This is a genomic window from Kangiella aquimarina DSM 16071 (genome assembly GCF_000374105.1).
Lineage (GTDB): Bacteria > Pseudomonadota > Gammaproteobacteria > Enterobacterales > Kangiellaceae > Kangiella > Kangiella aquimarina.
Genome location: NZ_KB893650.1, coordinates 1,781,401 through 1,794,893, shown reverse-complemented (window position 1 = coordinate 1,794,893; position 13,493 = coordinate 1,781,401). Strand labels below are relative to the sequence as shown.

16 protein-coding genes are annotated in these 13,493 nt (G+C 40.3%); 12 read left to right on the top strand and 4 right to left on the bottom strand.

The features are described from left to right. Positions 1-3: 3 nt before the first annotated feature. Positions 4-1,086 carry a 4-hydroxyphenylpyruvate dioxygenase gene (gene hppD, locus B158_RS0108600; protein ID WP_018624965.1) on the bottom strand — a complete coding sequence of 361 codons (1,083 nt, stop codon included), beginning with the start codon at positions 1,084-1,086 and terminating at the stop codon, positions 4-6. Between the two features lie 275 nt (positions 1,087-1,361). Between hppD and B158_RS0108595 the strand changes: the two genes are divergently transcribed. The 8 genes from B158_RS0108595 (at position 1,362) to B158_RS0108560 (ending at position 7,373) form a co-directional block, all read left to right on the top strand. After that, positions 1,362-1,850, top strand: a complete 489-nt coding sequence (locus tag B158_RS0108595; protein ID WP_018624964.1) for a hypothetical protein — start codon at positions 1,362-1,364, stop codon at positions 1,848-1,850. Beyond that, positions 1,850-2,863, top strand: coding sequence for a leucine-rich repeat domain-containing protein (locus B158_RS0108590; RefSeq protein WP_018624963.1), 1,014 nt, complete (start codon positions 1,850-1,852; stop codon positions 2,861-2,863). Before B158_RS0108595 ends, B158_RS0108590 begins: the two co-directional genes overlap by 1 nt. A gap of 257 nt (positions 2,864-3,120) precedes the next feature. Continuing rightward, on the top strand, positions 3,121-3,330 hold the full coding sequence (locus B158_RS0108585; protein ID WP_018624962.1) for an SMI1/KNR4 family protein: 210 nt from the start codon (positions 3,121-3,123) through the stop codon (positions 3,328-3,330). An 84-nt stretch (positions 3,331-3,414) separates the two neighbouring features. Beyond that, the gene (locus B158_RS0108580) at positions 3,415-4,329 is read left to right on the top strand and encodes a hypothetical protein (protein WP_018624961.1); all 915 of its coding nucleotides are present in this window, start codon (positions 3,415-3,417) and stop codon (positions 4,327-4,329) included. Beyond that, positions 4,329-4,994: a hypothetical protein gene (locus B158_RS0108575; RefSeq protein ID WP_018624960.1), complete on the top strand. Its 666-nt coding sequence runs from the start codon at positions 4,329-4,331 to the stop codon at positions 4,992-4,994. The genes B158_RS0108580 and B158_RS0108575 overlap by 1 nt, the downstream gene beginning before the upstream one ends. A gap of 2 nt (positions 4,995-4,996) precedes the next feature. Then, positions 4,997-5,596: an imm11 family protein gene (locus tag B158_RS0108570; protein WP_018624959.1), complete on the top strand. Its 600-nt coding sequence runs from the start codon at positions 4,997-4,999 to the stop codon at positions 5,594-5,596. Between the two features lie 81 nt (positions 5,597-5,677). Beyond that, positions 5,678-6,352: an SMI1/KNR4 family protein gene (locus tag B158_RS0108565; RefSeq protein ID WP_018624958.1), complete on the top strand. Its 675-nt coding sequence runs from the start codon at positions 5,678-5,680 to the stop codon at positions 6,350-6,352. Between the two features lie 13 nt (positions 6,353-6,365). After that, positions 6,366-7,373, top strand: coding sequence for a hypothetical protein (locus tag B158_RS0108560; RefSeq protein ID WP_018624957.1), 1,008 nt, complete (start codon positions 6,366-6,368; stop codon positions 7,371-7,373). A 78-nt stretch (positions 7,374-7,451) separates the two neighbouring features. On the opposite strand, the gene B158_RS0108555 is transcribed toward B158_RS0108560, so the two are convergent. The 3 genes from B158_RS0108555 to B158_RS0108545 are packed head-to-tail and all read right to left on the bottom strand — an operon-like array spanning position 7,452 to position 9,661. After that, the gene (locus B158_RS0108555) at positions 7,452-8,198 is read right to left on the bottom strand and encodes a HesA/MoeB/ThiF family protein (protein ID WP_018624956.1); all 747 of its coding nucleotides are present in this window, start codon (positions 8,196-8,198) and stop codon (positions 7,452-7,454) included. Positions 8,199-8,231: 33 nt separating this feature from the next. Next, entirely contained in the window at positions 8,232-8,687 is a 456-nt protein-coding gene (locus B158_RS0108550; RefSeq protein WP_018624955.1) for an MgtC/SapB family protein, read from the bottom strand. Positions 8,688-8,746: 59 nt separating this feature from the next. Further along, the gene (locus B158_RS0108545; RefSeq protein ID WP_018624954.1) at positions 8,747-9,661 is read right to left on the bottom strand and encodes a pirin family protein; all 915 of its coding nucleotides are present in this window, start codon (positions 9,659-9,661) and stop codon (positions 8,747-8,749) included. A 140-nt stretch (positions 9,662-9,801) separates the two neighbouring features. On the opposite strand from B158_RS0108545, the gene B158_RS0108540 reads away from it, so the two are divergent. The 4 genes from B158_RS0108540 to B158_RS0108525 all read left to right on the top strand — a co-directional run bounded on the left by B158_RS0108540 (position 9,802) and on the right by B158_RS0108525 (position 13,472). After that, positions 9,802-10,560 carry an SDR family NAD(P)-dependent oxidoreductase gene (locus B158_RS0108540; protein WP_018624953.1) on the top strand — a complete coding sequence of 253 codons (759 nt, stop codon included), beginning with the start codon at positions 9,802-9,804 and terminating at the stop codon, positions 10,558-10,560. 144 nt (positions 10,561-10,704) lie between these two features. After that, positions 10,705-11,697 (top strand): Kelch repeat-containing protein, encoded by a 993-nt coding sequence (locus B158_RS0108535; RefSeq protein WP_018624952.1) that lies wholly within the window; start codon positions 10,705-10,707, stop codon positions 11,695-11,697. Positions 11,698-11,714: 17 nt separating this feature from the next. Next, positions 11,715-12,095 (top strand): VOC family protein, encoded by a 381-nt coding sequence (locus B158_RS0108530; RefSeq protein ID WP_018624951.1) that lies wholly within the window; start codon positions 11,715-11,717, stop codon positions 12,093-12,095. 51 nt (positions 12,096-12,146) lie between these two features. Next, entirely contained in the window at positions 12,147-13,472 is a 1,326-nt protein-coding gene (locus tag B158_RS0108525; protein WP_018624950.1) for an APC family permease, read from the top strand. The last annotated feature ends 21 nt before the right edge of the window (positions 13,473-13,493 follow it).

The following is a 13,493-nucleotide window of genomic DNA, read 5'->3' as shown; positions in this document are numbered from 1 at the left end:
CCTTTACAGTACGCCGCGTTTCTTTTGGTCGCGCTCGATTGATTCAAACAAAGCCTGGAAGTTACCTTCGCCAAACCCAAGATTGTTGGCTCGCTGAATAATCTCGATAAAGATAGGACCAAATAAATTCTTAGTGAAAATCTGAAGAAGGTAGGAGTTTTCATCCCCATCAACCAGTACTTGATGATCCTGTATTCGTTGATGATCTTCTCGCACATTCGGCACACGATCGAAAACTGTTTTGTAGTAGTCTTCATGGATATCCAGAGTATCAATCACCGAATGGTCAAGCTTATCTAACGAACCCAAAATATCATTGGTTTCAAAGGCAATGTGCTGCACTCCTGGACCATTGTATTCGCGTAGATATTCGTCAATTTGATTACGGTCATCGCCTTTACCTTCATTGATAGGAATGCAGAAGCTTCCATCTGGTGAACGCAAAGCATAAGAAAGTAGCGCTGTTTCCTGACCTTTAATATCGAAATAACGAACTTCGCTGAAACCGAATACGTTTTTATAAAAGTCAGCCCATTTCTGCATGGTGCCTTTGTAAACATTGTTTGTCAGGTGATCGATGCGTAAGAAACCTTTGTTTTCAACCATGACAGGGTTATCTAAATCTTCAAAATCCTGCTCATAGATTGAACCTAGATTGTCTTGAGAAGTGCTGTCAGAGCCGGCATAGGTATCGATAAAATAAATCAGGCTATCACCAATACCATAAATTGCAGGGTAGGGAAGGTCGGTATCTTCTGGTTTCGCAGCTATGGCACCACGGTCAACGGCAATGGATAATGCTTTTTCGGCATCATCTACCCGCCAACCCATTGAGGTAATAGCTGGTCCATGACTTTTGGCGAATTCACGCGAAAAGCCAGCTCGCTCCTGATTAATTAAAAAGTGGATATCATTTTGATTGAAATAAAAGATGTCCTTTCCTTTAAACTTCTTTAGCTTAGAAAAGCCAAAAGCCGCGAAAACCTTTTCCATGTAATCGCTATCTGGACTGGCAAACTCAGTAAACTCGATACCTCGTAGCCCTAAATAATTATGATTATCAGTATGCTTGGTTGCATGTGACATAACAGAAGCCCCATATTTTCAGCTATATAAATGTGAGCGTAAGATTAACGGCTAGCGAGCCAAAAGCTCTTGACCTGGATCAAGCTGGGGCTAGAAAGAGTTGGGCAGGATGTGTGGTAAGACCTGACATGACTATGTATTTAGATACTTTGAACTTGAACTTGTCAACAAAGTGTGTATTCTTAGCTAAGCTATTGATTTAAAGAAATTAATAGCATAGTAATCATGATTGTTAGTGACTATTAACCTGGTATCAAAATATAACTAATAAAGAAATGGAAATTAAAGTTGAAATACAAGGTGTAAGCGAAGAAACCATTGAGTTATCCGAGCTTGTAATGTCATTACCAATGATTAGTTCAAGTCAGTGCATACCACCGCTATCAGTATTAAATCACTTCTTTGGTCAGCAGCCCGAAGACCTTTTTATCAATACTGAGTTTTTCTGGAAACCATTTATTATAGACAACCTGTCTTATGAGGAAATGGTTGAACAGTTAAAGCTTGCAGGATTTAAATTGTTAGAGTTCCCTACAGATGTCAATGACTTTTATTCATGGACTGCCTGGAAGTTTGAATATATGTTTGGGGTACCAAGAGATGAGCATCTTAAGCTCCTTAAGGAAGAAAGGAAAATCCAAAAAAAAGTTAGACAAGCCGAATTGTCAGAAAATGATATCGCGCTAGAAGAACTGTTTATTGAAGAGCTTAACATCACTACCAAAATACAGAATTTATTAGAAGCATACATAAAGCAATCTTAATGAAATATAAAGCAAGCCAAACACAGGAATATCTTTTTGAAAATAATAATCAAACTGAGCTAACAAGAGTCACGACTTTTGTTAATTCTTTTGATGAAAAGGAAAGTATCAGAATCAAATGTGAGCATGAAGAGTTTCACATTGATAACAAGGTTATTTATAAGAAACTCACAGTTTCCGGTAAGTACATAGATGAAATGTATGAAGCTTTTAACTCTTATGATTACAATGAGTTAATATTTGAAAGTGGTAGTTGGAAAAGCTTAGTGTTGGCTGACGAAACGGCTGAAAAAATTACAAGCCTTCACTTGGGAACAGAGTTTGTAGAACCAGGTTTTCTATCTCAGTTTAAGAACCTGGAAGAGCTTTATATCGGTGGTAAGTTTAAATCTCCATTGTCATTTGAAAATCTAAAGCGACTCAAATTCTTGGAGCTAACCTATTCTAAAACCTTTAATGGCTTAACTGACCTTGAGCAATTAGAAACGCTTAAGATTAACGGGTGGAAGAAAAAGTACTTTGAGCTAGGGGAATTGAAGAACCTAAAGTATCTTAGCCTCAGAAAGCCGGTGGGTCTAATGAGTTTGGAATGTATTTCAAAAATTCCAAGTATCGAATATTTAGAAGTTTATTCTGCTCCAGAACTGGTTGATTGCAATGCTCTAACCAAATGCGAACACCTTAAATATTTAAGGTTAGAATCATGTAAAAGGCTTTCCAACCTGGAGTTTATTAAATCCCTTGATTTACTTGAGCTCGCGCTCCTGACCGGTACCGATATAGAGTCAGCTTCCTTCCTGTCCCCCTTAAAACACTTAAAATCCCTTGCAGTAGGAGGGGGTAGTAAATTCACAGAAAGCGATATTTCGTCATTGCTTTCTAATCATGGTCTTGAATACATACGTCTTGACGGAACTCGTTACTATAAGCCTAAAGCATCTGATATTGTTAACCAAGTTTCAAAGAAAGCTAAAGCATACCAACCCTTTCAAAAGTATGGCCTGTATATCTAATACAGTGATTAATGAACACCTAACTATTTAAAGTAAAGAAAATTATGCTCAGAAAGGAATTAGTCATTATGATCATCCTATTATTGTTGGGGTGTAGTAAGGATGGTGGGGGAAATAATATGTTCCAATACTAATCAAACCCTAAAGGTTGGAATGCTTTCTTAACTTGCTGGCAAGAACAGACTGTAACCAAGTTGTCCAGTCAGGAAGAGCTATATACAGAGTATGAAAAGCAAGTTTTCTCTTCACAAAGACAAATGTTTGAACCTACTTCGAAGAAAGACATTAATCAACTTGAGAAAAGACTTGGAGTCAAGCTCCCAGATTCTTATACAGACTTTCTTACTGTTACCAATGGTTGGATTCAGTTACAGTTGGATGCAGAAGATGGACTGTTATTTGATACTGCTAATGTCGGCCAACTTTGTGATAAATGCCAGGAATCGTACCATTTATTGGCTTGGTAACTGCAAGTCAATTACTTGATTGGACCACCGAGGACTGGAGTTGTCGGGGGCGTTGCGGCAACTCACTATTATTATAGGATTTATATGAAGTTTGAACTATATATAGATGCAAAAGATGAATATGCCGTACAGTTTCGTGACATTCTTGAAGCTGACGAGGTTGTTAGTAAAAAGTTAGACCCGTATATTAGAAGAGTTGATAAAGTATCACTTGAGAATGACATGGATATCATTCAACGCTTAGTTGAGTTAGGGCATAAGCATCATACTGGTTATCGGATTGAACTTGTGTCAAACTTCACTAAAAAAGAACTTAGCAGTTGTAAACTTTATACAATTTTTGGTACTAAGTTTATCTCTCAGGATGACATGAGTATCAATAAGATGCTTGATTACAGTCGAGAACTTGGGAAGTTGTCAGAGGCAAAACCTTTTGGGTTTAGAAGGCTTGATTATAAGAAATATTATCTTAAAAAAGCTAAAACGTTAAAAGAAGAGTCATTTGCGGTTTGTTCTGGGAGTGGCTCGCAATTCTTTTTTGGAAATTATATTGCAGATTTAATGCATAACGCTGGGATTACTGGTTGGTCAAGGTGTCCGGTGATACACCCGGTTACTCAAGAGAAGCTTGAGGGTTTGCATTTGCTCGGAGTCAGTCACGAGCTACCTGAAATGATTAAAGATAACAAATATTTGACAACTTCTGAATGGGGTTACAGCCTTGATACGTTGTTAATGTTTGAACAAAGAAAGCTAGATAACACTGAGTTAAAAGATTTGAATATTACTCAGGAAAATTTGACGGGAGATGGTTCAGGGCTGTGCTGCGTTAGTAAGAGCTTCTATGATTTTTATAAAAAACACAACCTTAAAGGACTTAAGTTCCGTCCAGTTTTGTTAAAAGGTTCTGAGTTATATGGTCTGTACATTGAAAAACGTGAGTATTTAGAGAGTTTGTTTTCTGGTGTGCCCGAACTTGTTGTTACAGAGAGATATTGATGCCATTAACAAGAGCGAATCTGAAAGCAAAAGTATCAAACATAAGCCTGAAGCCTCTGCTCAGCAATGGCTTCATGCTATGCAGAGATAAAGTTACTTGTTACAGAGTAAGAGGAGACTTCGTTGATGTAGTCTCTATACAAGTAGGTAGAAGCTTAGGTTCTTTGTATTTACACAGCTTTATTAATCTTTTAGTTAATCCTTTAGCTAATCATCTAAGTAGTTATAAAGTTGGCTTTCGATTAGACCGAAACCCTATTAATGGGCGAGCATGGCTTGCGCCAGAAGATGATGAGTCCGATATTGAATTGCTCTTACAGGATATAGCGAGTATGGCCAGTACTCAGTCTATAGAGTTTTTTGATTCGATTAATTGCTATAAAGAGTATTTAGGGAAAATACACAGTGACCCTAATAAAGCTTTATTTGATTACGAAGAAATTATTTGTCTTTCAAAACTTGGCCAATATGATGATGCAATAACACTCTGTGAGCAAAACATCCTTAGAGTGAAAGAAGATGAAGAATTTACCAAAGCAGAAATTAATGAAAGGGTAAGGTTTTTAGATATACTTTTAGCTTCCTCCAAACAAGAAGAAATCCCTAAAGAGTTCGATGTTTGGAAAGAAGATACTCTCAAAAAAATAGAATCCAGAGCATTATAAATATGTTTTATGAGTGGTCGTATCCAAATTTAACCTACGCAGGTTACCTTGCTGTAAGTGAGTCTGACGATGAGAAAATGCAATGGTACGATCCTTTAATGGGCGTGCCACTGCCGACCTCTATGAATGAATGGGAGCCACCTTTACTAGAACAGTACTTAGGTGATGGCAAAAAGAAAAGAAAACCTAGTCCCATAGGTGACGCCCCTTCATCTGGAGTTATTCATTTGGTTAGCCAAAAAGCTGTTGATGCTTTATCGGATATATTTGATAAGCATGCAAAATTGTATCCTGTGAAACTTAAGGATGCGCCTAACGAAGATTTTTATATGATTGTTGTTACAACAGAAGTTGACTGTCTTGATAGGGAGAAAAGTACTGGTAAACGCACTGGATACGAAAAACGTCCCGAATATTTTTCTTCTATCCATACATGGGTTTTTGACGAGTCAAAGTTAGAAGGAGTAGATCTTTTTGTTTTACCTGACAGTAAAACAACATGCTATGTTTCTGAGCGGTTTAAGCAGCGAGTACTTTACTCTGGATTAAAAGGGTTTGGCTTCGTTAAAGAGTTTTGGGATGATGAGCCTTTGATTAGTTAATTGGCCTAGAAAATGTTAAGAATCTTGATGTTACTCATTACAGTCATTGTTTTACTAGGCTGTAACGAGAGTAGGGAGCGAATGGATAGCTATAAATACGAATCTACAACCGAAGATTGGAATGACTTTCTATATTGCTGGCAAAAGCAAACTTTTAGCAAACTATCCACTCAGGAAGAGTTGTATACAGAGTATGAGAAAGAAGTTTTTTCTTCGCAAAAACAAATGTTTGAACCTGCTTCAGAGGAAGATATTAATCAGCTAGAGCAAACGCTAGGAGTCTCGCTCCCAGTTTCTTACACAGATTTTCTCAGTGCCACCGATGGTTGGATTCAGTTGCAGTTGGATGCTGAAGATGGATTGTTATTAGATTCCACTAATGTGGGTTACCTTCGTGATAAATACCCAGAGTGGTACGATTTATGGGCTAAGCAACAGCCTGGTGAGTTTACCAAAAAGTATGTTAATGATTATAACGAGCAAGATCCTGCCACCTTTCCTCCAGAGTTTTTGAAAGATGCTATAGCAATCTCTGAGCTGGTTGACTCAGGTTTGTATCTACTAGTGCCTAACGCTAAAGAAGTTGGAGATGGCTGGGAGGCCTGGTTTATGAGCTCAGAGTTACCAGGTGCTGCCCGATTTCCGAACTTTGAGTACCTTATGAAGTTTGCTTATATTCGAAGCATGGTTGATGAAGAGTTAAATTTCTGGATAGTTCTAGAAAGCCTGTCTGAACTAAGCTTGTCTTGTGAGTAATATTTATAGACCTATGAAACAAGAAATCGAGTCTAACCTATCTAAGCAGTTAGATGACCAGTTATACAGTAAAGGTTTTAGTATCTTAACACCTGGCAAGCACTTCGTAAGAAACATAAATCATGTTTTTCATGTTGTCCAGATAGTTTTAGATAAAGGAACATCTAGGTCAGAAGCAGGTTATAGAATCAAACTCTTTGCTGACATATGGTCTCCTTATTTGGTGCAGAGTATCGCAGAGCTTAATAGCTTTCCCAGTAAATATGAGCCATTGGTTGGAGGACAGGTATCCAAGGTTAGAGTTTGTGGGAATGGTTTTATCGACATAGATAAGGATGAGAGCATTGATTCAAGCGTTCAAGATATTTCCCAATTAATTGAATCAATGGTGTTACCATGGTTTGAGCTATTTTATGATATCAAGAGTACTAAAAATGTTCTTTCTATATTATCGACTGAGTCTAATGAAAAGACTCTTTCTAATAAGGAACTGGCAACATTAAACGAGAAGTTTCCTTGTCTTGATTCAGAAGGTTTAGGTTCTTATAAACCTTCCAATAAAACGTTAGATTCACTCTATCTTACTAACTACATTCTACCAATTTTCAGCAATAAACTATCGACTATAGGTTTTAAGCAGCAGACCTCTGATGGAAAAGCTCTTTTCGTTAAAGAAATACATTCGAATACTTACTGTTCAATAAGTTTTGAGCTAATGGATGCTGCATTTCTGAGAGTGTGGGTGCATATCATAAAACCAGAAATGCTGCCTTACGGTTATTGGGAACAACTCACAAAGCAATATATTCTGCCGCCGTTGATAGGCAGGCCAGTAAACGTTGATTCCATATGCATTTTACGGACTGATCATAAAGATATAAGGGCTTTCATTGATGAGAAGCTCATGTATCTGGTTGGATTACTTTCGTCGAAGGAGGGAGCAATTGATTTTATTAAGGAAGTCATACCGGGTGGACTACTTGGTAGATCACTAGGCGAGGTTTTAGAAACACTTGAATAGGGCTTATACCCTTCAAGATTGCACCCGAAGGCATTTCCTTCAATAACGCTACTTAGAGTCGCTCGCAATGACACGATTTTAAGAATGACTACAAACCTCACAGGCGGGATCTTTGGTGATGCCAATGGTTTTAAAGGTTGCGTTGAGGGCATCATAAATTAATAAACGACTATCAAGGCTGTTTCCAATACCAAGCAACACTTTTAGGGCTTCGGTAGCCTGTAATGAACCGATTACACCTACAACAGGTGCTAAAACCCCCTGACTTTCGCAGCTTTCTTCATTGAACAGCCCGTCTTGATATAAACAGTGATAGCAGGCGGAGTGGGGTGACTGATTTAATACGGCAACTTGTCCATTGAACTGAACAGCTGAGCCAGATACTAATGGTTTGCCTACTCCAACACAGGCTTGATTAAGCGCAAAACGGGTAGGGTAATTATCAGAACAGTCGACAATTAAATCAGCCCCAGACACTGCTGTATTTAATGACTCTTCCTGCAACTTTGTTTCGATTAATTCAACCCTAAGCCATGGATTGAGCTTCTCAAGCGTATCTTTTGCTGATTCGACTTTAGCATTACCAATAGAATCCAGAGAGTGGATAATTTGTCTTTGTAAATTGGAGCGTTCAACCGTGTCATGGTCTGCAATAATCAGCTTCCCAATGCCCGCCGCTGCGAGATACATCGCCACCGGAGAACCAAGACCACCCGCACCAACGATCAGCACAGAACTCTGCTTGAGCTTTTCCTGTCCATGTTCATCAATTTCAGGAAGAATGATGTGGCGACTGTAATGAATGAGCTCTTGTGATGTAAGCATTCTATTTATTAAGGGTATGAAAAGCGCTGGATTTTAACACTTCTCTTCTGTTTCAACATCGCTTTCTTTAACCACTTTCTTGGCGTTGTAGCCAAAATGCAATGTAAAGAATGTAATGACACTAATTAATAGAGCGACTTCGTATCTGCTATAAGCTGCAGCAATACCAATTGCACCCGTTGCCCAGATACTTGCGGCAGTTGCAGTACCACTGACTTTATTATCATTTTTCAAAATCGCGCCACCGCCAATAAAACCAATACCGGTGATAATTCCTGAAACAACTCGCGCTTCAGCATCTGAGCCATCGAATATGTCAATTCCAATCAATACAAAACCACATGCTGCTATACTGACCAGAGGAAATGTACGCAAGCCAGCACCGCGAGCTTTTGCTTCACGATTGAGTGCAATGGGGAGTGCTAGTACATATGCCGCAGCAAGGGTTATGCTGTGCATGCCCACCAAACTCCAATTAATATCAATCATTTAGTATTCCTTCTTAATGTTCTACTTGATTAAAAATGAGACTGCTTCAGGCTTGAAATTTACTCGGGAAGAGGAATAAATTCTAACTCATCCCCCGGGACTTTGGGATATTTACCATCTTTCCATTCTTGCTTAGCCTGTTCGATACGTTCTTTACGGCTGGAAACAAAGTTCCACTCAATATAGCGCTTTCCAAGGTGTTCGCCACCAATCAGTGCCACGCGGCTGGATTTTGTAGCGGTCACTTTTAACTCGGGATTTCCGTTCAATATAGCCATGGAGTGTTCTTCAATAGTGACACCATCAATTTCTACTTCACCTTCGACTACATAAAGCCCACGTTCATCGGCATCAGGAAGCGCCAGAGTTTGCTCATGATCCATGCTTGCCTCAAGATAAATAGTCTTCGCAAAAGTCTTTACCGGCGAGGTTTTACCAAAGGCACTACCCATCATTACCTTTACTGTTATGCCATCAACCTCAAGCTCAGGAATATCGGCGCTCGGGTAGTGATAGAAGGCTGGTTCAATCTCTTCATCTTTTTCGGGCAAGGCTAGCCACAGCTGTAAACCATGCAACTGATGAACTGAATCTGTTACTTCGCGGCGCTCACGTTCAGAGTGAACAATGCCTTTGCCAGCAACCATCAAATTAATATCGCCAGGTTGAATGGGCTGCTCGCTACCCAGTGAATCACGATGGAGGATTTCACCTGCGAACAAATAGGTGACGGTGGCAAGGTTAATGTGTGGATGTGGGCGAACGTTAACGCCTTGGCCGGGTTGGAATACTGCAGGACCCATGTGATCAAAGAAAACCCAGGGACCAATCTGTTTCTGTTCGTGAGTAGGTATTGAGCGACGAACCATAAACTCACCTAAATCCTTATCGCGGGGCTTAATGACTCGCTCAATAGCCGAGCAGGGCTTTTCCTGACACTGTATTTCCAGTTCATTGTTTGCAAGGTTACTCATGCATTTGCCTCCCTAATCATTAAATTCAGTACATTCTACTATAAACTAAAATTGACCTTTCTTTTGATATATATCAAGAAATCCAGCCTATAAAGAGTTAATCTAACTCTAAGGCCAATATCAAGGAAAAGGGAAACACTATGGCACAGACAGAACGTAAAGTAGCACTGGTAACCGGCGGCAGCGCAGGAATAGGAAAAGCTATTGTAGAAGCATTTGCGGAACGTAAAGACTCTGTAGTCATTAGCGACCTCGATCAGGAGCGTGGTGAAAAACTGGCTGACAGCATTCGGCAGAAAGGTGGTGATGCTTTATTCGTTAAAACCGATGTGTCTGATCTTGAGTCAGTTAAATATCTATTTGAAACTATCAAAGATCGATATGGACGATTGGATTATGCAGTCAACAATGCTGGTATTGAAGGCGAGCAGAATGAAACAGCTGACTGCACCTTCGAAAACTTTGACCGCACTATAAAAGTCAATCTGTATGGCGTCTTCTACGGTATGAAACATGAACTAGACATCATGCGCGAGCAGGGCAGTGGTGTGATCGTCAACATCTCCTCCATTGCCGGCGAAGTCGGCTTCATGAATTTACCTGCCTACTGCGCTTCAAAAGGCGGCGTTATTCAGCTCACCAAAACCGCAGCGCTTGAATACGCCACTCGTAATATTCGCGTCAACGCCATTTGCCCAGCAGTTATTATGACCGAGATGGTTGAAAGGATTACCAATCATGATCCGGCGATTCAGGCAGAGTTTGCAAAATTGCAGCCAATGGAACGTGCAGGGCGGCCCGAAGAAATATCCGACAGCGTCATGTGGCTCTGTTCTGACAAATCCAGCTTCGTGACTGGCCAAGCGATAAATATCGATGGTGGTTATCTGGCAAGGTAATTAATAGACTAAATTCCCCTTAACGTTAGTCACAGTTGTGCCTGTTTGTTGAATAGCTCACAGGCATTTTTTTATTGCAATTCACAAAGGTACGTCTAGTATTAGCTCTTGTAGGGCAACCTACGCATAATAGGAGCACACACTATGTTCACACGCCGTACGTTTCTAAAAGGTTCTTTATTGTCTGCTTCGGCGATTGCTTTGCCCGGTGTGGCTAAGTGGGAAACTAAGGCTTCGCTGCCTTTTAATGTTCAGGAAATATATCCAGCGGTACATAAAGGTAAGATTTATGTGGCTGGTGGTTTAACGGTTAACAATAATGAACTTGAAGTGCTTTCAGATGTAGTTGTTTATGATCCAACCGCTGACTCGTGGCAGCAATCCATTGCTTTGCCTGAACCCAGGCACCATCCTTTTCTAATTTCTCATAATGACAAACTATTCGCTTTCAGTGGCTTTACCGTTTCTGAGCGTGGTAGCTGGACGGGAAGTCGAGATGTCTTGGTACTTGATGAAGAAAATAAACGCTGGCGCAAATATCCCAACCATATGAGTTATCCGCTGTGTGAAACAGTTGCTACATCTATCAACGGACGCATTCACTTAGCAAGTGGAAGAAGACCCAAAGGATTGAATAATGGCAACTGGAGTGACCATAGTGACGCCAGTAGCCATAAAGTGTTTGATCCTTCCAGCATGACCTGGGATTGTGCACATCCGATTCCAACCGCTCGTAACAGTGCTGCAGGCGCATATCTCAACGAGCTTTGGCACGTTATTGGTGGGCGTACCGTCGAAGGCGGCAATCTCGACAAACATGAAGTCTATGATTATAAAGCTGACAAATGGCACAGTCGTGCACCATTGCCGCAAGCGCAAGGTGGACTAGCCGCAGCGGTGATGAATGATCACATCTATGTTTTTGGCGGTGAGTATTTTGATAATGGCGGTGGCGTCTATAAAAAGGTATGGCAATATTCACCACAAGAAGACAAGTGGCAACACATTGGCGAAATGCCTGTTCCTCGCCACGGCCTGGGCGCAGTAGCCATAAACGATAGTATTTATGTAGTTGCTGGTGCAACTCAAGCTGGAGCAAAAGGCACTAGCAATAGACTATCTGTGTTTACATTATAATTTTGAAGGGACTTATTATGACTACAAAAGTGTCCAGCATTAAACAAATTGCCATTACGGTAAGTGATGTTGATAAAGCTTTAGAATTCTATAGAGACATCTTAGGTTTGGAGTTTTTGTTTAGCGCAGGTCCTAACCTAGCTTTCCTCAATGCTGATGCAGTTAGAATTATGCTAAGCACACCTCAAGGCGCTGGAGCTGTTGGTGCCAATTCCATACTTTATTTTAACGTCAATGATATCGAGTCTGCTTATAAGGCGTTTGTAGAGCAGGGCGCGAAAGCGGAGCGTGAACCCCAATTGGCGGCCAATATGCCTGACCATGATCTGTGGACTGGTTTTCTGCGAGATCCTGATAACAATCTAGTGGGGCTTATGGAGGAAAAGGCTCACGCTTGAAAATTTATTTCATTCACGTAGGCTGGTTGAAAACCGATTGATGGAGCTTGCATGAGTGATTCGAAAAAATCGCTATCGTTATTAGGCGCTGTTTCAATGGGCACGGGCGTTATGATTGGCGCTGGTATCTTTGCCTTAACAGGGCAAATTGCTGAATTAGCTAATGCTTTATTTCCGCTGGCTTTTCTTGCTGGCATGATTGTTACCAGTATTTGCGCATATTCCTACATCAAACTCTCACAAAACTATCCTTCTTCCGGCGGTATCGCCATGTTTCTGCAAAAGGCCTATGGTAAGGGTGCCACCACAGCGATTTTTGCATTATTGATGTTCTTTTCAATGATCATCAATCAAAGCCTGGTTGCCAGAACATTTGGTACTTACACATTACAGCTTTTTGAGATTGACCAGTTAGGACAGTGGGCAGTTCCTTTGTTAGGGGCATTGTTACTGGTATTTGCTTTTCTGATTAACATTATTGGTAATAAGTATATTGAAAGATTATCGGTAGCCATGGCTTTCATTAAGGCTATTGGTTTATTTCTTCTAGCTCTCGGAGGATTATGGGCGGCCGGATTCGATTTCAATAGTTTGCTTGATACCGCTAACCGTTCTCAACTCACTGAGAAGTTAGATATTTATCCGGCCTGGGGTTTTATCTCAGCAGTGGCATTAAGTGTTTTGGCCTATAAGGGATTTACAACCATCACGAATAGCGGTGATGAACTCATTGAGCCAAAAAAGAATATTCCCAGAGCCATTGCTATTGCAATTGGAATTTGTACCTTAGTTTACTTGCTGGTCGCGGTTTCAGTTAGCAGTAATCTTAGTATTCCTGAAATAGTTTCTGCTCGCGATTATTCTTTAGCTGAAGCAGCAAGACCAGCCTTTGGACAATGGGGGCTGACCATTACCGTGCTATTTGCGATTGTAGCGACAGTCTCCGGTGTTATTGCTAGTATTTTCGCAGTTTCAAGAATGTTAACCATGCTTACCAAGATGAAACTGGTTCCACATAGTCATTTGGGTATGCCCGGCAGTATTCAAAAGCATAATGTGGTTTACACGGTCGTTATTGCCATGTTTTTGACTCTATTTTTTGACTTAAGTCGAATTGCTTCCATGGGTGTGATTTTTTATATCCTCATGGATATTGCCATTCACTGGGGCGTATTGGTTAAGTTAAGAAATGATGTTGGCGCTAATCCGATAATTGTTTTAATTGCGATTACGCTTGATGCCATCATACTCTCAGTCTTTCTTTGGATTAAATGGCAAATGGACCCATTCGTTATCTGGGCAAGTTTAATTGGCTTAACTGTGATTGTGGTTGGCGAGCTTGTTTTCCTACGAGTTCTCAAGAATAAAACTCAATAAAATCAGATGCTTGAATAATCT